The sequence below is a fragment of the Bacillus sp. NEAU-242-2 genome (genome assembly GCF_027853835.1).
Taxonomy (GTDB): Bacteria; Bacillota; Bacilli; order Bacillales; family Bacillaceae; genus Bacillus; species Bacillus velezensis.
Map to the genome: position 1 here is coordinate 90532 of NZ_JAPNNY010000005.1, position 18428 is coordinate 108959.

General features: G+C 48.8%; 20 protein-coding genes. 9 read left to right on the forward strand and 11 right to left on the reverse strand.

Annotation, left to right across the window (positions count from 1 at the left end):
- Positions 1–38 precede the first annotated feature (38 nt).
- The 3 genes from OWN49_RS15435 to OWN49_RS15445 are packed head-to-tail and all read left to right on the forward strand — an operon-like array spanning position 39 to position 1003.
- A complete protein-coding gene (locus OWN49_RS15435; protein WP_007408496.1) occupies positions 39–299 on the forward strand; it encodes a spore germination protein in 261 nt (86 codons plus the stop codon).
- Positions 300–313: 14 nt separating this feature from the next.
- Complete coding sequence (locus OWN49_RS15440; protein ID WP_003155595.1) at positions 314–556, forward strand: spore germination protein; 243 nt, start codon at positions 314–316, stop codon at positions 554–556.
- A gap of 15 nt (positions 557–571) precedes the next feature.
- Positions 572–1003 (forward strand): Hsp20/alpha crystallin family protein, encoded by a 432-nt coding sequence (locus OWN49_RS15445; protein ID WP_003155596.1) that lies wholly within the window; start codon positions 572–574, stop codon positions 1001–1003.
- Positions 1004–1012: 9 nt separating this feature from the next.
- Here OWN49_RS15445 and OWN49_RS15450 read toward each other — a convergent pair whose 3' ends face one another.
- On the reverse strand, positions 1013–1390 hold the full coding sequence (locus OWN49_RS15450) for a J-domain-containing protein (RefSeq protein ID WP_007610033.1): 378 nt from the start codon (positions 1388–1390) through the stop codon (positions 1013–1015).
- Positions 1391–1635: 245 nt separating this feature from the next.
- On the opposite strand from OWN49_RS15450, the gene OWN49_RS15455 reads away from it, so the two are divergent.
- Entirely contained in the window at positions 1636–3573 is a 1938-nt protein-coding gene (locus OWN49_RS15455; RefSeq protein WP_176283192.1) for an LTA synthase family protein, read from the forward strand.
- Between the two features lie 40 nt (positions 3574–3613).
- On the opposite strand, the gene OWN49_RS15460 is transcribed toward OWN49_RS15455, so the two are convergent.
- Positions 3614–4057 (reverse strand): YfmQ family protein, encoded by a 444-nt coding sequence (locus OWN49_RS15460; protein ID WP_003155601.1) that lies wholly within the window; start codon positions 4055–4057, stop codon positions 3614–3616.
- A gap of 125 nt (positions 4058–4182) precedes the next feature.
- Entirely contained in the window at positions 4183–5565 is a 1383-nt protein-coding gene (gene nagE / locus OWN49_RS15465; protein WP_176283191.1) for an N-acetylglucosamine-specific PTS transporter subunit IIBC, read from the reverse strand.
- Between the two features lie 164 nt (positions 5566–5729).
- Between nagE and map the strand changes: the two genes are divergently transcribed.
- The 4 genes from map to OWN49_RS15485 all read left to right on the forward strand — a co-directional run bounded on the left by map (position 5730) and on the right by OWN49_RS15485 (position 7399).
- Positions 5730–6479 (forward strand): type I methionyl aminopeptidase, encoded by a 750-nt coding sequence (map, locus tag OWN49_RS15470; RefSeq protein ID WP_003155605.1) that lies wholly within the window; start codon positions 5730–5732, stop codon positions 6477–6479.
- Between the two features lie 56 nt (positions 6480–6535).
- On the forward strand, positions 6536–6847 hold the full coding sequence (locus tag OWN49_RS15475; protein WP_003155607.1) for a DUF3243 domain-containing protein: 312 nt from the start codon (positions 6536–6538) through the stop codon (positions 6845–6847).
- Between the two features lie 82 nt (positions 6848–6929).
- The gene (locus OWN49_RS15480) at positions 6930–7085 is read left to right on the forward strand and encodes a hypothetical protein (protein WP_003155608.1); all 156 of its coding nucleotides are present in this window, start codon (positions 6930–6932) and stop codon (positions 7083–7085) included.
- Between the two features lie 179 nt (positions 7086–7264).
- Positions 7265–7399, forward strand: coding sequence for a YflJ family protein (locus tag OWN49_RS15485; RefSeq protein ID WP_003155609.1), 135 nt, complete (start codon positions 7265–7267; stop codon positions 7397–7399).
- Between the two features lie 40 nt (positions 7400–7439).
- On the opposite strand, the gene OWN49_RS15490 is transcribed toward OWN49_RS15485, so the two are convergent.
- Positions 7440–8099 (reverse strand): MOSC domain-containing protein, encoded by a 660-nt coding sequence (locus OWN49_RS15490; RefSeq protein WP_015239385.1) that lies wholly within the window; start codon positions 8097–8099, stop codon positions 7440–7442.
- 67 nt (positions 8100–8166) lie between these two features.
- On the opposite strand from OWN49_RS15490, the gene OWN49_RS15495 reads away from it, so the two are divergent.
- Positions 8167–8439 carry an acylphosphatase gene (locus tag OWN49_RS15495; protein WP_015417021.1) on the forward strand — a complete coding sequence of 91 codons (273 nt, stop codon included), beginning with the start codon at positions 8167–8169 and terminating at the stop codon, positions 8437–8439.
- Here the strand turns inward: OWN49_RS15495 and nosA are convergent.
- The 7 genes from nosA to OWN49_RS15530 form a co-directional block, all read right to left on the reverse strand.
- Complete coding sequence (nosA, locus tag OWN49_RS15500; RefSeq protein ID WP_102421965.1) at positions 8433–9524, reverse strand: nitric oxide synthase; 1092 nt, start codon at positions 9522–9524, stop codon at positions 8433–8435. The genes OWN49_RS15495 and nosA overlap by 7 nt on opposite strands.
- A 123-nt stretch (positions 9525–9647) precedes the next feature.
- Positions 9648–10442: an MBL fold metallo-hydrolase gene (locus OWN49_RS15505; protein ID WP_077721930.1), complete on the reverse strand. Its 795-nt coding sequence runs from the start codon at positions 10440–10442 to the stop codon at positions 9648–9650.
- 51 nt (positions 10443–10493) lie between these two features.
- Entirely contained in the window at positions 10494–11792 is a 1299-nt protein-coding gene (locus OWN49_RS15510; protein ID WP_003155615.1) for a citrate:proton symporter, read from the reverse strand.
- A gap of 192 nt (positions 11793–11984) precedes the next feature.
- The gene (locus tag OWN49_RS15515; protein WP_032868872.1) at positions 11985–12947 is read right to left on the reverse strand and encodes a tripartite tricarboxylate transporter substrate binding protein; all 963 of its coding nucleotides are present in this window, start codon (positions 12945–12947) and stop codon (positions 11985–11987) included.
- 12 nt (positions 12948–12959) lie between these two features.
- Positions 12960–13640 (reverse strand): response regulator, encoded by a 681-nt coding sequence (locus OWN49_RS15520; protein WP_046559422.1) that lies wholly within the window; start codon positions 13638–13640, stop codon positions 12960–12962.
- Positions 13637–15241 carry a sensor histidine kinase gene (locus OWN49_RS15525; RefSeq protein ID WP_025650266.1) on the reverse strand — a complete coding sequence of 535 codons (1605 nt, stop codon included), beginning with the start codon at positions 15239–15241 and terminating at the stop codon, positions 13637–13639. The genes OWN49_RS15520 and OWN49_RS15525 overlap by 4 nt, the downstream gene beginning before the upstream one ends.
- A gap of 183 nt (positions 15242–15424) precedes the next feature.
- The gene (locus OWN49_RS15530; protein ID WP_212102601.1) at positions 15425–18388 is read right to left on the reverse strand and encodes a collagen-like repeat preface domain-containing protein; all 2964 of its coding nucleotides are present in this window, start codon (positions 18386–18388) and stop codon (positions 15425–15427) included.
- Between the last annotated feature and the right edge of the window lie 40 nt (positions 18389–18428).

Below are 18428 nucleotides of genomic sequence, written 5' to 3' on the forward strand. Positions count from 1 at the left end.
TACAGTACTGTACAACTAAGTTAAAGAGGTGTGAAGAGATGCCATCCACTGTTATCAACCTGTACTATTTGAAGATTAACAGTATTTCTGGCAACGGATCTATTACGATTGGGGAAGCGGCATACAACAGTCCCACCACAAATAACAAATCACAAGGACTGAACTCTTCATTCGGCGATACGTCACCTATAGAATCGATGATGGAGAACTTGTTAAATGATCCTGATGTCAACGACCAGACAGCCATCGGAACCGCAGATACCGCAAATATTACGCCGGTGCCGCCCATTATAGATTAAAGGGGTTTTTATGAATGCCTTACCAAATTAACGTCGTCAATATAAAAGTAAACGGAGCAACGCAAAACGGAAACGTCGATATCGGTCAGACCGTACAAAACAGCCACACCGCCAACAGCAAATTTGTCGGCGCGAACTTTTCTTTAGGGGATTTTTCGCCGGCCGCCGGATGTTTGAATTCGGGCCATCTTGACCCTGACGTGAGCGATCAGGATCAGATCGCCAACCCTTCAATGCCGATCGCAAATCAAATATAGGGAGGTTCTGCCGAGGTGGATATCGAAAAAATGAGAAAGTGGCTTGAGATTACGAACGAGCACAAGCCCAGCGACTTTTGGACCAATGTCCTGAAACGGAAATCTCCCGAAGATTTTTTCTCCTTACAAAAAAACACCCTGACTTATGATATTTATCAGGATGAACAGCACACATTTGTCATTGTGGAAATGCCCGGCGTTTACGAAGAAGAATTGACATTGAGGCTGCTGTCAAGAACACGGCTGCATATAAGAGGAAACATCACACCCCTTTTTCCGAAGAACATGGGCGTCTGCCAAAACCGGTATTACGGGGAAATCGATGAGACGATTGAGCTTCCTGAACCGGCTGAGCCCCACCTGTTACAGGCGCAGTGCGTAAACGGCCTGCTCCACATTTCCTACCCGCGCCTTATGGAGCACATTCCTTTTCAGAAAAAAATCTAAAGAGCCGGCTTACGGGCGGCCCAGCCGTCTGTACACTTTCTCCTTATAATGAGAAGATGCGGGTTTTGAGAACATGGCTTTCTCCTCCGTCAGTTTGTCGAGTCTGACTTGTTTTTCCGTCCGTTTGTTCCGCAGGTGATCCCGCTCCTGTTCATTGCGGCACTTGGCGATCAAATAATCGAGCGTCATCAGCTCTTTCTTCAGCGCGCCCTCATCCTCGGCGATCCCGGCGTTTTTTAATATGCGGTAGCCCATTCTGAGCGACTCCGGAAGATGTGCGGCATCGTCTTTCGGCAGGGGCTTTCCCATTCCTTTGATGCCGGCGAACTCTCCATCCTTAATGGCGCGCTTGATTTTATCTTCAGCCACGATATGGGCAATATCCATCACTGTTCACCTCTTTTTTCAATAGAACCGGGTGTGATCATACGGAAATTCACATCCCAGTTTGTGCCATTTATGTTTTTTAAAGCTGTCATTCAACAGATGAACCGCTGTTGCGACAGCGTTTTTCGCCCTTTTTCCGATGAGCCTTTTCCACCTTTTCTATTTGCTGGTTTCATGGTATATTGATTACGTTCGTTTTTTCTATCGTTCCGTGTAAACCGTGATCGGAAAAAAGGAGTGTAACAATGAAAACATTTATAAAAGAAAGAGGACTTGCCTTCTTCTTGATAGCGGTCGTGTTATTGTGGGTGAAAACATATGTCGCTTATATTTTAAACTTTAACCTCGGCATAGACAACACGATCCAGAAAATATTGCTTTTTGTGAATCCGCTGAGCTCCAGCTTGTTCTTTCTTGGATTTGGGCTTCTTTTCAAGAAAAAATTACAGCAGACAGCCATTATTGTGATTCATTTTATATTGTCTTTTTTGCTTTTTGCAAACATCGTCTATTATAGATTCTTTAATGATTTCATTACCATCCCGGTCATGATGCAGGCAAAGACAAACGGCGGCCAGCTCGGAGACAGCGCGTTCTCGTTAATGAGATGGACAGACGCCTTCTACTTCCTGGATACCGTCATTTTGATTATTTTGGCCCTTAAGATGAAAAAACCGGCTGAAAAACCGGCGAAGAAATCATTCAGAATCGTTTTGGCTTCCGCCGTGCTTGTGTTCCTGATCAACCTCGCCGTCGCGGAATCAGACCGTCCTGAGCTTTTGACACGCTCATTTGACCGAAACTATCTGGTGAAATACCTCGGCACGTACAACTTTACGATTTACGATGCCGTGCAGAATGTGAAATCAAACAGCCAGCGCGCGCTTGCCGATTCAAGCGATGTAACGGATGTGGAAAACTATATGAAGGCCAACTATGACGTGCCGAATAACGTCTACTTCGGAAAAGCCGAAGGAAAAAACGTCATCTACGTCTCATTAGAGTCTCTGCAATCCTTTATCATTGATTACAAAATTAACGGCAAGGAAGTGACGCCGTTTTTAAACAAACTGGCGCACGATAATCAAACATTCTACTTTGATAACTTTTTCCACCAAACGGGACAAGGTAAAACATCTGATGCGGAATTTATGATGGAGAACTCTCTGTACCCGCTTTCGCAAGGTTCGGTTTTCGTCAATAAAGCGCAAAACACGCTGCAGTCCGTTCCTGCGATCTTAAAAGGCAAAAAGTACACGTCTGCCGCTTTCCACGGAAATACGCAGACTTTCTGGAACCGTAACGAAATGTACAAATCGGAAGGCATCGATAAGTTTTTCGATTCCGCTTATTATGACATGAGCGAAGAAAACACGAAAAACTATGGCATGAAAGACAAACCGTATTTCAAAGAATCCATGCCGCTCTTAAAGAGTCTGCCGCAGCCGTTCTATACGAAGTTCATTACGCTGTCCAACCACTTCCCGTTCGGAATGGATAAAGAAGACACGGACTTCCCGGCGGGAGACTTTGGCGATTCAGTCGTCAATAATTACTTCCAGTCCGCGAACTATCTGGATGAATCAATCGAACAGTTCTTTAATGACCTGAAAAAAGACGGCCTGTACGATAAGTCGATTATCGTGATGTACGGAGACCACTACGGCATCTCCGAAAACCATAATAAAGCGATGGCGAAAGTGCTCGGCAAAGATGAGATCACTGAATACGACAATGCCCAGCTTCAGCGGGTGCCGCTCTTTATCCACGCTCCCGGCGTGAAAGGCGGCCGCAATCATAAATTTGCCGGTGAAGTCGATGTCGCGCCGACCGTTCTTCATCTGCTCGGCGTCGATACGAAAGATTATCTCATGTCAGGTTCTGATATCTTATCGAAAGAGCACAGAGAAGTCATTCCGTTCCGTAACGGAGACTTCATCTCGCCGAACTATACGAAAGTGTCCGGCAAGTATTACGATACGAAAACCGGAAGACTTTTAGATGATTCAGAAGTCGACAAAAAAGAAGACTCTCTCGTCAAGACTGAGCTTGAAATGTCTGATAAGATCATCAACGGCGATCTGCTTCGTTTCTATCAGCCGAAAGGCTTCAAGAAAGTGGATCCGTCACAATTCGATTATACGAAGCGTGAAGATTCCTCAGCAGACGATCAAAAAGAATAAACAAAAGCCAGATCATTGATATGATCTGGCTTTTTTATGTTCAGCTCCCGGCGGCGGCCATAGTGCGCTTTTGCAGGCTGTCGGAAAGAACTGAATAAGCGACGACTTTCTTTTTCTGCTGCTTGACGACATCTACATGATCTTCGTAGCTGTATACAAACACCGTCACATCTTTTTTTCCTTTTCTCGTCTTAATGACAAGCGGATCGGCTCCGTTTTGCGGATGAAGATAACGCTCTTCATCCCCTGGGTATATATAATGCCGTTCGATAAACACGGCTTCGTTAAAATCATCAATCACCCGTCGTTTGTCTTCGCCTTCCAGACGTTTTCCGCCGAGGGAAACGGCAGCGGACTCGTCACTGAGCTTTGAATGGGTTTCAAACTTGCGGAGGATCCATTCCACCGCTCCGGTAGGAAGGCATGTCAGCACAATCTTAATCAGGCTTATGACAACAATTGAAACAACTGCAATCCATGTCACCTTACATCATCTCCATACTTGTTCTACATGAATCTTAACATAGAAGGAAACATTGTTTTTTGTACATTATGTGAAACTTGATATATGTTCAAAAAAATCCGGATCACATAGGTGATCCGGATTTTTCAAGTCTGCTTCTGATCGTCAAGGCGGACGGCCTCTCTCAGCTCTTCCGCGACAAATTCGACGTTCGGCCCGATAATGACCTGCGCCGTTTTATTCCCCGTTTTGATAACCCCTTTTGCTCCCGCTTTTTTAAGCGCCGCCTCATTAATGAGAGACGTATCCTGCACGGTCAGCCTGAGGCGGGTCGCACAGTGATCAATCGTTTCGAGGTTTTGCCTGCCGCCGAGCCCCTTGAGCATGGCATGTTCTTCGACGGAACCGGCCGTATCTTCACTAAGCACTTCTTCCTCTTCCTCATCATCTTCCCGTCCCGGCGTTTTCAAGTTTAACGTTTTGATGAGCATATAAAAGACGACAAAATAGATCACCGCATAACAAAGCCCGACAACGAGCAGCAAAAGCGGTTTTTCGGCAATGCCGTAGCTGAGGAGATAATCGATCGCCCCCGCCGAGAATGAAAAACCTGACCTGATTCCGAGAACATTCACGATAAATAAAGAGAACCCGGTTAATATAGCATGAACCCCGTACAAAAGCGGTGATAAAAACATAAATGCAAATTCAATCGGCTCTGTAATTCCGGTAATAAATGCCGTCAGCGCGAGACCGATCATCATTCCGGCCGTCGCTTTGCGCTTACTTGGCTTAGCCGCGGCAATCATTGCCAGACATGCGGCCGGAAGCCCGAACATCATAATCGGGAAGAATCCCGTCATATAAGTCCCCGCCGTCGGATCCTTCGCAAAGAAGCGGGCCAGATCTCCCGTTTTTCCGTGAAAATCGCCAAACTGGAACCAAAAAATATTATTCAGCACATGATGAAGACCGAATGGAATCAAAAGCCGGTTAAAAATCCCGTAAATCCCGGCGCCGATCCCGCCAAGCCCGATCATCCATTCCCCGAAGGACGTAATCACCGACTGAATCGGCGGCCACACAAATCCGAAGATCCCCGCCAAAATAATGGTAATCAGCGCCGTTACAATCGGAACGAGCCTGCGCCCGCTAAAAAACCCGAGATATTCGGGCAACTTCGTATCCTTAAAGCGATTATACGTGTATCCCGCAATTAACCCCGCGATAATCCCTCCGAAAACGGCCATATTATTTGTCGAATTGATTGATTTTACAGCCGCGTCCAGCATGATATAAGAAATGGCTCCCGACAGAGCGGCGGCCCCGTTGCTGTCTTTCGAAATCCCGATCGCGATTCCGATCGCGAAAATCAGCGGCAGATGATCAAATACCGAGGTCCCCGCCGCGTAAATGAACGGAATATTTAATAAGTCCTCTCTGCCGATGGCCAAAATAATACCAACGGCGGGCAGAACGGCAATCGGAAGCATAAAAGACTTTCCGAGTTTTTGCAAAAATTGAAGCATTTTACCCATCCCCCTTCTTTTTTCTTAAATATACCACATAAGTTATCTAGTGATCTATACCAATTTTCCTTCATTTATTCACATAAGGCTTGTTGGTTTTCTATTTATAAACCAGTTGTGGTAAGCTTGAATCAGATGATTAAAAATAGAAAGCGGGAATGACAATGATTGTAACGAACGATCAAGAATTAGAAGGCCTTAAAAAAATCGGCAGAATCGTCGCGCTGGCGCGTGAAGAAATGAAGAAAAAAGCCGAGCCCGGCATGAGCACGAAAGATCTTGACCTGATCGGAAAGGCGGTGCTTGACGAGCACGGAGCCGCTTCTGCTCCGGAGAAGGAATACGATTTCCCGGGCGTGACATGCATCAGCGTAAATGACGAAGTCGCTCACGGCATTCCGAGCGCCTCTAAAATCTTAAAAGCCGGAGATCTTGTCAATATCGATATTTCGGCGGAGTTCGGCGGTTTTTATTCCGATACGGGCATTTCATTTGTGCTCGGAGAAGGCGATGAACGTCTGCAAAAGCTTTGTAACTGCGCAGCATCCGCATTTCAGAAAGGATTGGATCAGGCAAAAGCCGGCAAACGTCAAAACCAGATCGGCAGAGCCGTCTACCATGAGGCCCGCTCCAACGGATTTACCGTCATTAAAACGCTGACGGGCCACGGAATCGGCAGAAACCTCCATGAAGCGCCGAACCACATCATGAATTACTACGATCCGTTTGATAACGCGCTGTTTAAAAACGGAACCGTGATCGCGCTTGAGCCGTTTATTTCCACGAAAGCGGAAACGATTGTTGAAGCGGGAGACGGCTGGACGTATAAAACGCCGGATAAAAGCCTTGTCGCCCAAGTGGAACACACCATCGTGATCACAAAAGACAAACCGATTATTTTAACTGCATTGTAATGTTTCATCTCCCTCCCGAACAGGTATACAACAACTAACCCGAAGGAGGGAGACGCATGAAAAAAGATAAAGAAAAAATCAAAATCGAAAACGAAATACACGCCATGCACGGCGTAACGAAACAGCAGATTTTAGAGGATTTCGAGGAATTTAAGGCGTACCTTCATCAGAAAATTTCCGCCGGAAAAAAACTGGGTCTGGATGACAGCAAAATCATTAAAAGCGCCGCCATCCTCGGGGACTATCTCGCCAAACACGAGGAGCCCCGCAATGCGGAAGAAAAACTTTTACAAGAACTGTGGGACATTGCGGATGACAATGAAAAACAGCATTTGGCCCAGCTTCTCGTCAAACTTGCCGGACACTGATACAGTGCCCGGCTTTTTTATGCTCCGTTATAAGAGTTGTGCTACACTGGACATATGTCTGTGAAAGGAGCCATTTTTCAACATGTGGTTTATTATCTTCGGGTTTATTTTCTTTATTGAAAGCATCATTCTTACCGTTTACGGGGTGAAGAAAAAGAAGGGGATGCTGATTTATTTCGGCGTCGTTTTCGGAATCATGACACTCGGAACAGTGCTGTTAAAATTAACCGGCCATTAAGCATGAAAAGACCGCCCTTTACATATATATGTAAGAAAGCTTTACATCTCTGAATCGAAAGGCTCAGTTTTTGCGTTATCCCTTTTCAGCGTCTTTTTATAGATGTTACAATGCCAAAAGTTTGGCAAAAACTGAAGAAACTCTCCCCAGCGGGAGAACGGAGAAAGGAGTTTTCTGACATGCATTATGGCAGTAAAGGCTGGTATGTAGAAGAGTTAAAGAAAAAAGGAATTACCCACTATGAAGGAAGAAAGCTTCAAAGCTTCAAAAAGTACTTCCTTGCCAATCTGCTGGAAACAAAGAAACAAGCATAACGTAAATCAGCCGTGCTGTCAGTGCAGCACGGCTTTTTTTCTATACATTAGTGAGCCTGTCCCTTTTTTTAAGGAAGGACTCCCTCCAGCTTTCTGACAGCGCTTCTTCCCGCAGTATTTCTTCAATCGCTGACAGATTGCCTGAATCACGGTATTTCACTTCGTTCGCATACCAGACGGAAATGCTTTCTTTGCCTCTCGACAGACGCTTGAGGACGGGACGCGGATCGACATATCCTTCTTCAAGCACCCTGAAATAAAAGCCGGTAAATCCCGTCTGCTGTACACGGAGCACCATATCTTTGATGCCATATTTGAGCGCGAGTTTGACGCAGGGCTGGCGCGGCTGGCTTACTTGAACGACGGCTTCCCCCAGCTGAAAGACGTCTCCGATCCACACGTCTTGTTCGGCCAGTCCTTTGACCGTTACATTCTCTCCGAACGCGGCGGCGGGAAGTTTTCTCGCGAGCGTTGTTTCCCAATATGAATAATGCTCGGCGGGATACACGCACACCGCTTTATCGGGACCTCCGTGATGCTTCAGATCAGCCTGCCCGTCCCCGTCAAAATGGGTTTTATACAGCATGACGGGAGAATCTGCGGGCCGCTTGATGATGCCGGAATTGATTTGTCTGCCGGCAAATTCATGAATTGCGGGCTTTCCGAGATTGATAGATAAGACAGAATAGTCTTGCGTCACCTCGTTCACATCCTTTGCGAAATATCCTATCTTTCCTTTATCATAGTAAGAAAAAGGTGGTTTTTCCATGCTTCAGTATCATATGATTGCAGACGGCCGGGTTCAGGGCGTAGGTTTTCGCTACTTCGTCCAGATGGAAGCCGACAGACATAAGGTAGCCGGCTGGGTAAAAAACCGTGATGACGGCCGGGTGGAAATCCTTGCCGAAGGCCCTGAAGAGTCGTTAAAACAATTTGCCGAAGCGGTCAGAAAAGGCAGCCCCTTCTCAAATGTCACAAACGTAACCATCGAAGAATCACACCGTCTGAAAGGGTACCGCACCTTTTCCATCAGTTACTGATAAGGCTTGTCCTGATAAAAATAATTCGGCTTCACAATCGTATCGTCATATGATTTATGAAAAATGTGGGTGGAAGCCGGCGAGATCGGCGGAATCAGCCAGGTCCAGTCGCCCGTCAGCTTTCTGCCCGCGTCTTGTTCCTGTTCTTCAAAGCGCTTAAATTGATTCGCGGCCGTATGGTGATCGACAATGCTGACACCGTGTTTTTTGTATGAATAGAGCACTGCCTTATTCAGTTCCACCAGCACCTGATCTTTCCACAGGTCAGTATTCAGGCTGGCGGAAATCCCCATGACCGAAGCGGCTTTTTTGAGCATATCATACCGCTTTTCGTCAGCAAGATTCCTTGCGCCGATTTCGGTTCCCATATACCATCCGTTAAAAGGCGCCGCGTTGTACGACAGTCCGCCGATTTCAAGCCTCATATCGGCGATAATCGGAACCCCGTACCATCTGAGATTTAAATCGGCAAACTCTTCAATATCCGGATGAGTGATCGGCACTTCTTTCACGAGCGTCTGAGGCAGGTCATACCAGACCGGCTGCCCGTCCCCTTTCATCCGGAAAAGCAGCGGCAGAATATCAAAATCGGTCCGCTTTCCGCGCCAGCCGAGTTTTTCGCAGACAGCCGTCAGCTCATATGATGCCGGATCACCGACTCTTCCTTTTTCAGTCTCATATCCCGCATAGCGGATGAGCTGGTGATTCCAGATTTCCACTTGTTTCTCCCCGTTCTTCTCAGGAGGGAAAATCGTAATCGTCGGTTTAATTTTTCCGCCGTTCGTGGCGATTTCAATATGTTCAAATAATGCGTCACGCACCTCTTCTTTCGTGTTCACATTGCGCCGGTCAATGACGTTCAGCGATTGCCAGAACAGACGCCCGATACAGCGGTTGCTGTTGCGCCACGCCATTTTCGCCCCGTGTTCAAGCTCTTCCGCCGTATGGACGTAACTTCCCGTCCGCTCTATCTCATCTTTTATCGCGTGCAGTCGCGCGTTGATTTGCGATTCCATTCCGAGTTCGTGATAGCAGACATCAATAAAATCCTTCGCCTCATCCCAAAGTATTTCCGTATGTTTCAAAAAACTCTCTCCTTCAATTTACATCTGTTTCCCATTGTATCGTTTTTAGGTGTGAACACAATGGTTTTTTTGTATCATACTGGAAACTGCGAAGAAAAAACACCTGTGATTTTCGCAGGTGTTTTACAAAACGGAATGCAGTTTTTCAGCCAGTGTAAGCAAATCCTCACGGTAGTTTTTTCCCGTCATCGGAATTCCGTGACCCGTCAAAAGCGCTTCCGGCTCCAGTTCCGCCAATTTCTGAACGGATGCGGCCGCCGTCTGCGTATCCGCTGTAAAATAGGCGGGCGGACCGTGAAGCTCTTGCTTTTGTATGACAACGTCCGCAAGCGATTCCTGTTCAACAGTGATCACGGCATCACCGGCAAGCAGCACGCGGTCTTTATCCCGGAATAATGAAATATGGCCGGGTGTGTGGCCGGGCGTATGCACCCATCTCCATTCCTCAAGAAACGGAACGGTACCGTCTGAAGGCAGTGCCTGAACGGACGGAATGCGGATCGTATGGCGCGGAAACAGCGGTGACAGCTTTGCGACAAGCCCTTTTTTCGCATCGGGCCTGGCAGGCGGATAATCCGCTTTCCCCGTGACGTACGGGAGCTCCTTTTCATGAATGTAAACCGGCATATCCCAAAGCTCAAGCAGTTCTTCAATCGCACCGACATGATCAAAATGACCGTGTGTCAAAATGACCGCCTTCAGCTCATACCCCTCTTTGAATCGGCGTTTCATTTCTTCTGTTATCATCTCCGCCGATTGAGGCATTCCCGCGTCAACCAGAATGATTTCCCGCGGAGCTGAGGGATTTTCGATAAAGTAAACATTCGCAATCTGCACGGTCAGTCCGTAAACGCCGTCCGCCGCTTTAAAACCGGCGCCGCTTCTCACTGAAAAAAGCGGCATAAACGGATCACTCATCATGGCACCTCCTCTGATGCCTTTAGTGTGCGACGAACCGGGTGTTTTATGTTAAAAAATCGTGATTGCGCCGATGATGAGCGCAAAGGCCGTCATGACGATAACGGCAAGAACCGCCCATTTCATCGCAAATTTCTGGTGTTCATCAATGGTGACCCCGGCAAGCCCGACTAATAAATGCGTCGACGGCACGAGCGGGCTTAACATATGAATCGGCTGGCCGATAATCGAAGCGCGGGCGATTTCCACCTTATCTACACCGTACGCCACGGCGGTCTCAGATAAAATGGGCAGCACGCCGTAAAAATAGGCGTCATTAGGCATCAGAAACGTAAAGATACCGCTCGTTAAGGCAACAATCGCCGGAATAAAACCTCCCATCTGTTCCGGAATAAGCGATACGAGGGAAATGGCCATTTCATCAACCATCTTCGTCCCCGTTAAAATTCCGGTAAACACGCCTGCGGCAAAAATCATCGAACCGATCGCAAGCACATTGCTCGAATGGGCTGAAATGCGCTCCCTTTGATCGTTAAGTTTCGGATAGTTGACAATCAGCGCGATACAAAACGCAATGATGAACAGCACGGTTAAATTCACTTTTCCTGACACTAAAAATCCCACTAAAGAAAGCGTTAACAGTAAATTGAACCACCACAGTTTCGGCCGCTTCCATTCATCTTCCGCAGCCGCAGCCGTTTCATTTGTATGGGACGGCTGTTTTAATTCGATCACCCCGAGCCGTTTCCTTTCCATCCTTCCGAGTACATAAGCGACCACAATCATACACACCATTCCGCTCGCGATGACGGGCAGCATCGGCCCCGTCAGCTCTGCCGGGTCAACGCCGAGCGCACTCGCCGCACGCGGCGTCGCGCCGCCCCATGGTATCGTGTTCATGATACCCATGCCGACCCCGGCGATTCCCGCTAAAATAATCGGACGGATTCCGAGCATGATATACAAAGGCAGCATTGCACTTGTCGTAATCATATACGTCGTCGAGCCGTCTCCGTCCAGTGCGACAAGCATGGTCAAAACGGCTGTTCCGACCACAATTTTGAGCGGGTCGCCTTTAACCAGCTTTAAAATACGCGACACCATCGGATCAAATAAACCGGTATCAATCATAATGCCGAAATAAAGAATCGCAAACATAATCATCACTGCGATCGGCGCCACCTGTTCAATGCCGGAGATCATCATCTCGCCGACCCGGTTAAAAGAAAACCCGGCAATCAGCGCAAACACGATCGGCGTTAATACGAGCGCCGTTAACACTGAAAGCCGTTTTGTCATAATCAGCACCATAAAAACAAGCATCATAAGAAAGCCTAAGATTGCTAACACAGTATGTCCCCCTTATTATGAATACGCTTACATTTTAAAGGCCCGATCCCCTTTATCCGCCTTTTTGCTATCTTATGAGAATTGGATATTGAAGTAAATATTTTGGATTTTAAAGATTTTTAATTTTTTATAACCTTTTCGTTCATTTTGTTCATTTATAAATCAAAAGCCTTCCGCAAATATGCGGAAGGCTTATTTTTCGCTGCTCATCATCTCTTTATAGAACTCGGTCTGCTCTTCTAAAAAGCGTTTTGCGCCGCTGCTGTTTTTATAAAAGCTCTCCCAATCCCGTTTTTTCAACATTTGCTTCCACTCCGCGGATGAAGTAATCTGTTTCAAAGCCTGATCCCAATAGGCGATCTCGCCTTCGGTCATGTCTTTCGGCCCCATGATGCCTCTCCAGTGCGCAAAGACAAACGGCACCCCCTGCTCTTTCCATGTCGGCACATCGCTGAAGCCGGAGAGCCTTTTGTCAGACGTAACGGCCGCCAATGTGATTTTCCCTTTCCGATAGGCGTCTCTCGCTTCTGAAATGGTCATTGAGGCGGCGTCTATCTCGTGACTGATAAGAGCTTCAATGACTTCATTGCTGCTTCCGTATTGAAAAAAGCGGATATCAAACGGAGAAATTCCGGCCATTTCCGCCGCTCTCGCAAAGGAGAGCTGGTCATCATTTCCGAGGCCGGGCGCAAATCCGATTTTTATGCCGCCCGGATTTGCTTTAATATCGCCGAGCAGCCGCTTTCCGCTTTTTATCTTTGAATCCTTGGGAAGAGCGACGGTCTGCCACTCTTTTGCGATAATGGCCAAAGGCGTAAAATCAGCTGCCTTCAGCCGGCTTTGTCCCAAAATTTCATTGCTTAACAGCAGGCTTGAATTCATACTGATGACATCCGTTTTTCGTTCGTTTACATATTTCCAGCCGCTGTCTCCGCCTCCGCCGGGTTTATAGATGATCTTTACGGGCCGGCCTAATATTTGCTTCCGCTCTATTACCGATTGCAAAGCTTTTGCCGTTACGTCCCAGCCCCCTTGAGGCGCTGCCGGGACGACAATTTCAACCGGCCCTTCAGCTGAGCGGAAGCCCTCCATCTGCCGTCCGTCAAAAGAAACCAGCGCCGCCAGCATGACAAGAAGCACTCCCAACCGCTTCATTTCTCCCATCCCTTATTCATGTGCTAAATAATATTTCCGTTCCGGCCTGCCGATAATGCCGTACTCTAATTCAGCGAGCGCTTCTTCCCGAGAAACGAGGAACTCGGCGTAGCGCCGCGCCGTTGTTCTGGAGGCGCCCATTTTTTCTCCCAGTTCTTCAGCCGTCATCCCTTTTTGGGCCGTTCTGAGCGCGTTTTTGATTTTTTGAAGCGTAATCGAATTAATGCCTGTCGGCAGATCATTGTGCTGTTTTTGTTCTTTCTGACCGCTTCCGAAAAACATGTCGATCACAGACTGGCTGAGCTCCGGCTGTGAGTGCAGCCATTCTCTTTTTTCACGGTACTGCAAAAGCACTTCTGTAAATTTATGTGCCGACACCGGTTTTATGACATAGTGGGAAACGCCTGATCTGAGCGCTTCCTGCAGCAGCCTTGTTTCGGCAGAAGCCGTAATAATGATGATATCAACGGAAGGAAAACGGCCGCGGATAAGCGGGAGCAGATCTGTCCCCAGCTCATCCGGCATATAAATATCCAAAAGCAGCAGATCAGGCTGCCGTTTCTCAAGCAGCGATATAGTGTCTTTGGCATTGATTGCTTTGCCGATGACATTGAATCCATCAAGATGTTCGATAAATTTTTCATGGATTTGCGCTATTCGAAAGTCGTCCTCTGCAATCGCGATGTTAATCACACCGATTCCCCCTTTGGCCTTTCTTTCGGTATAAACACCGTAAATACAGCACCGCCGCTCTTTTGCTGCGAAATCTCTATCGATCCCTGCAATTCACTGACGGCTTCTTTCAGATTGGCTAAGCCGTATCCTCTCCTTGTCCCCTTTGAAGAGTAGCCCTTTTCAAATATCGTTTCTGTTTTTTCCTGAGGCACGCCGTCTCCTGAGTCCGCCACTTCGATGACGATATCCCTGCCGATATCGGTCATGAAAAAGGATACCTCTTTTTTCTCTTTTTCGGCGACGGCTTCGAAAGCGTTATCAATAAGATTTCCGATGATCGTAATGAGCTGGGATGAACCCACATGCTCCGGCAGCGATTCTAAAAAGCTGTTTTCATCTATTGAAAGCTTCACTTTCTTCTCAGACGCCTTTCCCATTTTTCCTAATAGTATGGCCTGAACCCGCTGTGAATGAATGTTTTGAAAGAGGATTTCATGCTGTTCATTCTGGATGGCGTACTCTTCTTTTATCAGTTCAATGGCTTCATTATATTCTCCCAGCTCTAACAGACCGAGTATCGCGTAAAGCTTATTCGAGAATTCATGCGTTTGCGCCCGGAGATCCTCCGAGTATTTTTTCATTTCAGTCAGCTTGTTGATCAGTTTCTTGAGCTCCGTTTTTTCGCGGAAGCTGATCACCGCTCCGTATACTTGTCCGGTCTGTTTCATTTCTTTCACATTTAAGATAAATACTTTATCTCCGGCACGCACCTCCACGTTCGGCGGTATTTCTCCCCCTGCCAACACCGGCATGAGCTTTGCGCCCGGCATGATTTCTTTTATATGCCTTCCGATCATCGGTTCCGGAAGATTCAGCATATCAGCCGCAGATAAATTCATCATGGTTACCGCGCCTTCTTTGTTTACGGCGATAATCCCTTCTTTAATCGCAAGGAGCATCGCATTGCGTTCCCTGTACAGCGCTGCAATTTCATGCGGTTCAAGGCCGAGTGTATCTTTACGGATGCTTTTTGCGAGCGCCGCCGCTCCCCCGATGCCGATAAGAAACACCAAACATGCAAAATAGCCTAAATGCCGCAGATGCGCTTTCATATCTTTTTCTATCTCATCTTGTAGAAACTCGACTGTCACCGTTCCGACGACTTCGTTATGATTTTTTTCCTCCAAAATAACCGGGGCGCTTCCCCGGACGGCCTTCATTCCGTCGGAAACCGGAGACCCGCCGAACATGACGGTTTTGTTTTGCAGATTTTGATTTTCTTTCGGAATACTGCTTCGGGCCGAATGAAATGCAACATGCCCTTTTTGATCAGTGATGTAGACGGCGTGCGCGCCTGCCTGTTCTTTCATTTGTTCAATGACGTCTAACTTTGTAAAAGCCTCTTGATCCGCAAGCCGGAACGCCTCTTTTACGGGAGGCATGTATGAAATGGTTTTTGCCGTTTGCACCGCCAGCTGTTCAGCCTGCTTCTGCCCTTCCTTTAATTGCTGAAAGGCAAATATAACCGTGAGCGTTCCGATAACAAGTATTAATAAAGCCGTAATTAATCCGGCGATTTTCATTTGCAGAGAGACATAAAACCGCTTCGCTTCCAACACAGCACCAGCCGTCCTTTCCTCCTAAAATCATACCATTTTTCAAATCTTTATTTCTCATTTTTGAGAATTTTCGTGATCTTTTTCTCTTGCGGCTTACCAAAAAGGTGATGATAGGTATATATTTACTTTTACACAATTGATATAACACATAAAAAAGACTGACCGAAGTCAGTCTGCAATCTATCAGGAAATTGTAACTCCCGCGCTTGCATATCCCGCCACTGTATTAATAAGCGAAAGGCCTGTCGCAGTGGCGGAGAATACCATTAACAGCCGGGTTTGAGGAGTTACCGCAATGTTCAGCCCTGTCGTGATTCCGTTGCTGATGCTGCCGATTGACAATACGCCGGTGAGGGGAGGAGCTAAAGTGACGGATGCTCCGGGGATCGGCGTGAACGTATTGTTCGGCACAGTAGAACTGTATAGTTGTGCGGTTATCGTAACAGTCGAGCCGACAAGCGACAATGCTGCGGTTGTACTGAAATAGGCGGCAATTGATGTAATGGTTCCGCTTCTCGGAGCAGAAAAAGCAAAGTTCAGCAGAGTTCCTCCAGCCCCGGTAAGATCAATTGCGCCTCCCCCTCCGACATTGACGCCCGTCACAGAATTGCCGAACCCGACAAGGCTCACCGTTCCGATTAATCCGCCGGCAATGGTCGTCACGGCAGTGGGAAGACCTGAAGCATAAGGAATGATCGCGCCTGCTCCGGTGATCCCAGTGGCTCCCGTTATCCCAGTATCCCCGGTTACTCCGGTAGCCCCTGTTACTCCGGTGGCGCCTGTTACTCCGGTTACTCCAGTTGTTCCCGTTACTCCGGTGATCCCGGTTACTCCGGTTACTCCAGTTGCTCCCGTTACTCCGGTGGCTCCCGTTATCCCAGTATCCCCGGTTACTCCGGTAGCCCCTGTTACTCCGGTGGCGCCTGTTACTCCGGTTACTCCAGTTGTTCCCGTTACTCCGGTGATCCCGGTTACTCCGGTTACTCCGGTGGCTCCGGTTACCCCGGTTGCTCCCGTTATCCCGGTGGCTCCCGTTATTCCGGTAGATCCAGTAGCTCCAGTAGCTCCGGTTGCTCCGGTCAAGCCCGTTACTCCAGTGGCTCCGGTTACCCCGGTTGCTCCCGTTATTCCTGTAGCTCCTGTTACTCCGATTGCTCCCGTTATTCCGGTAGATCCAGTAGCTCCGGTTGCTCCCGTTTCTCCGATGGCGCCTGTTACTCCGGTTACTCCAGTTGCTCCCGTTACTCCGGTGATCCCGGTGGCTCCCGTTACTCCGGTGATCCCGGTTGCTCCCGTTACTCCGGTGATCCCGGTTGCTCCCGTTACTCCGGTGGCTCCCGTTATCCCAGTATCCCCGGTTACTCCGGTAGCCCCTGTTACTCCGGTGGCGCCTGTTATTCCGGTTGCTCCAGTATCCCCGGTTGCTCCTGTTACTCCCGTTACCCCGGTTACTCCAGTTGCTCCCGTTACTCCGGTGATCCCGGTGGCGCCTGTTTCTCCGGTGGCTCCCGTTATTCCTGTCGCTCCTGTTACTCCCGTTACCCCGGTGGCGCCTGTTACTCCAGTAGCTCCGGTGATCCCGGTTGCTCCCGTTACTCCGGTAGCACCTGTTACCCCGGTTGCTCCCGTTAATCCTGTAGCTCCTGTAGCTCCTGTTACTCCCGTTATCCCGGTTGCTCCGGTCAAGCCCGTTACTCCAGTAGCTCCGGTGATCCCAGTGGCTCCCGTTATCCCGGTGGCGCCTGTTACTCCGGTAGCACCTGTTACTCCGGTGGCGCCTGTTGCTCCGGTTACTCCCGTTACCCCGGTTGCTCCTGTTACTCCGGTCGCTCCTGTTATTCCGGTAGATCCAGTATCTCCGGTGGCGCCTGTTACTCCGGTAGCACCTGTTACTCCGATAGCCCCTGTTACTCCGGTAGCACCTGTTACTCCGATAGCCCCTGTTACTCCGGTAGCCCCTGTTACTCCGGTGGCGCCTGTTACTCCGGTAGCACCTGTTACTCCGGTGGCTCCTGTTACCCCGGTGGCTCCTGTTATTCCGGTAGATCCAGTATCTCCTGTTGCTCCTGTTACTCCGGTGGCTCCCGTTATTCCGGTAGATCCAGTAGCTCCGGTTGCTCCGGTTAAGCCCGTTACTCCAGTAGCTCCGATGGCTCCGGTTACCCCGGTTGCTCCTGTTACTCCCGTTACCCCGGTTACTCCAGTTGATCCCGTTACTCCTGTTACTCCGGTAGCGCCTGTTACTCCGGTGGCGCCTGTTACTCCGGTGGCGCCTGTTACTCCGGTGGCGCCTGTTACTCCGGTGGCGCCTGTTACTCCGGTGGCGCCTGTTACTCCGGTAGCGCCTGTTACTCCGGTAGCGCCTGTTACCCCGGTGGCTCCCGTTATTCCTGTCGCTCCTGTTACTCCGGTAGCGCCTGTTACTCCGGTAGCGCCTGTTACCCCGGTGGCTCCCGTTATTCCTGTCGCTCCTGTTACTCCGGTAGCGCCTGTTACTCCGGTAGCGCCTGTTACTCCGGTAGCGCCTGTTACTCCGGTAGCGCCTGTTACTCCGGTGATCCCGGTTGCTCCGGTCAAGCCCGTTACTCCAGTAACTCCGGTTACCCCGGTTGCTCCCGTTACTCCCGTGGCTCCCGTGGCGCCAGTTGCTCCAGTCGTGCCGGGATCTCCAGTGACGCCGGTTGCTCCCGTGGCACCGGTTACACCAGTCGAGCCCGTTGCTCCGGTAAACCCCGTTGCTCCGGTCAGCCCTGTTGCTCCAGTGAACCCCGTTGCTCCGGTCAGCCCTGTTGCTCCAGTGAACCCCGTTGCTCCGGTCAGCCCTGTTGCTCCAGTGAACCCCGTTGCTCCAGTCAGCCCTGTTGCTCCGGTCAGCCCCGTTGCTCCGGTGCACCCCGTTGCTCCGGTGCACCCCGTTGCTCCGGTGAATCCTCTTACATGAAAATGATTTGGATGACAGCATGGACACCATCTTTCATGACAGCAAGAGGTTTTGCAACAGAATTCTTCACAGCAATGGGCCCGTTTTTGATAACTGCGCCTTTGATTTCTTCTTTTATGTTGAAAATGACAGCAGCACTCATTACAATTCCGGCAGTCGTAATCCCAAGAGTCGTATCTGTTATACCAAGTATCTCCTTTTCTCATTACACCACCTCTTCTTGCATAATATTTCCGCAAAAGAAAA

Excerpts from the sequence above, each read along its gene's own strand:
- OWN49_RS15440 (WP_003155595.1), top strand. The coding sequence starts at position 314 with ATGCCTTACCAAATTAACGTCGTCAATATAAAAGTAAACGGAGCAACG.
- OWN49_RS15435 (WP_007408496.1), top strand. The coding sequence starts at position 39 with ATGCCATCCACTGTTATCAACCTGTACTATTTGAAGATTAACAGTATT.
- OWN49_RS15455 (WP_176283192.1), top strand. The coding sequence starts at position 1,636 with ATGAAAACATTTATAAAAGAAAGAGGACTTGCCTTCTTCTTGATAGCG.
- OWN49_RS15450 (WP_007610033.1), bottom strand. The coding sequence starts at position 1,390 with ATGGATATTGCCCATATCGTGGCTGAAGATAAAATCAAGCGCGCCATT.
- OWN49_RS15505 (WP_077721930.1), bottom strand. The coding sequence starts at position 10,442 with ATGAGTGATCCGTTTATGCCGCTTTTTTCAGTGAGAAGCGGCGCCGGT.
- OWN49_RS15495 (WP_015417021.1), top strand. The coding sequence starts at position 8,167 with ATGCTTCAGTATCATATGATTGCAGACGGCCGGGTTCAGGGCGTAGGT.
- map (WP_003155605.1), top strand. The coding sequence starts at position 5,730 with ATGATTGTAACGAACGATCAAGAATTAGAAGGCCTTAAAAAAATCGGC.
- OWN49_RS15475 (WP_003155607.1), top strand. The coding sequence starts at position 6,536 with ATGAAAAAAGATAAAGAAAAAATCAAAATCGAAAACGAAATACACGCC.
- OWN49_RS15515 (WP_032868872.1), bottom strand. The coding sequence starts at position 12,947 with ATGAAGCGGTTGGGAGTGCTTCTTGTCATGCTGGCGGCGCTGGTTTCT.
- nagE (WP_176283191.1), bottom strand. The coding sequence starts at position 5,565 with ATGCTTCAATTTTTGCAAAAACTCGGAAAGTCTTTTATGCTTCCGATT.
- OWN49_RS15530 (WP_212102601.1), bottom strand. The coding sequence starts at position 18,388 with ATGAGAAAAGGAGATACTTGGTATAACAGATACGACTCTTGGGATTAC.
- OWN49_RS15485 (WP_003155609.1), top strand. The coding sequence starts at position 7,265 with ATGCATTATGGCAGTAAAGGCTGGTATGTAGAAGAGTTAAAGAAAAAA.
- OWN49_RS15480 (WP_003155608.1), top strand. The coding sequence starts at position 6,930 with ATGTGGTTTATTATCTTCGGGTTTATTTTCTTTATTGAAAGCATCATT.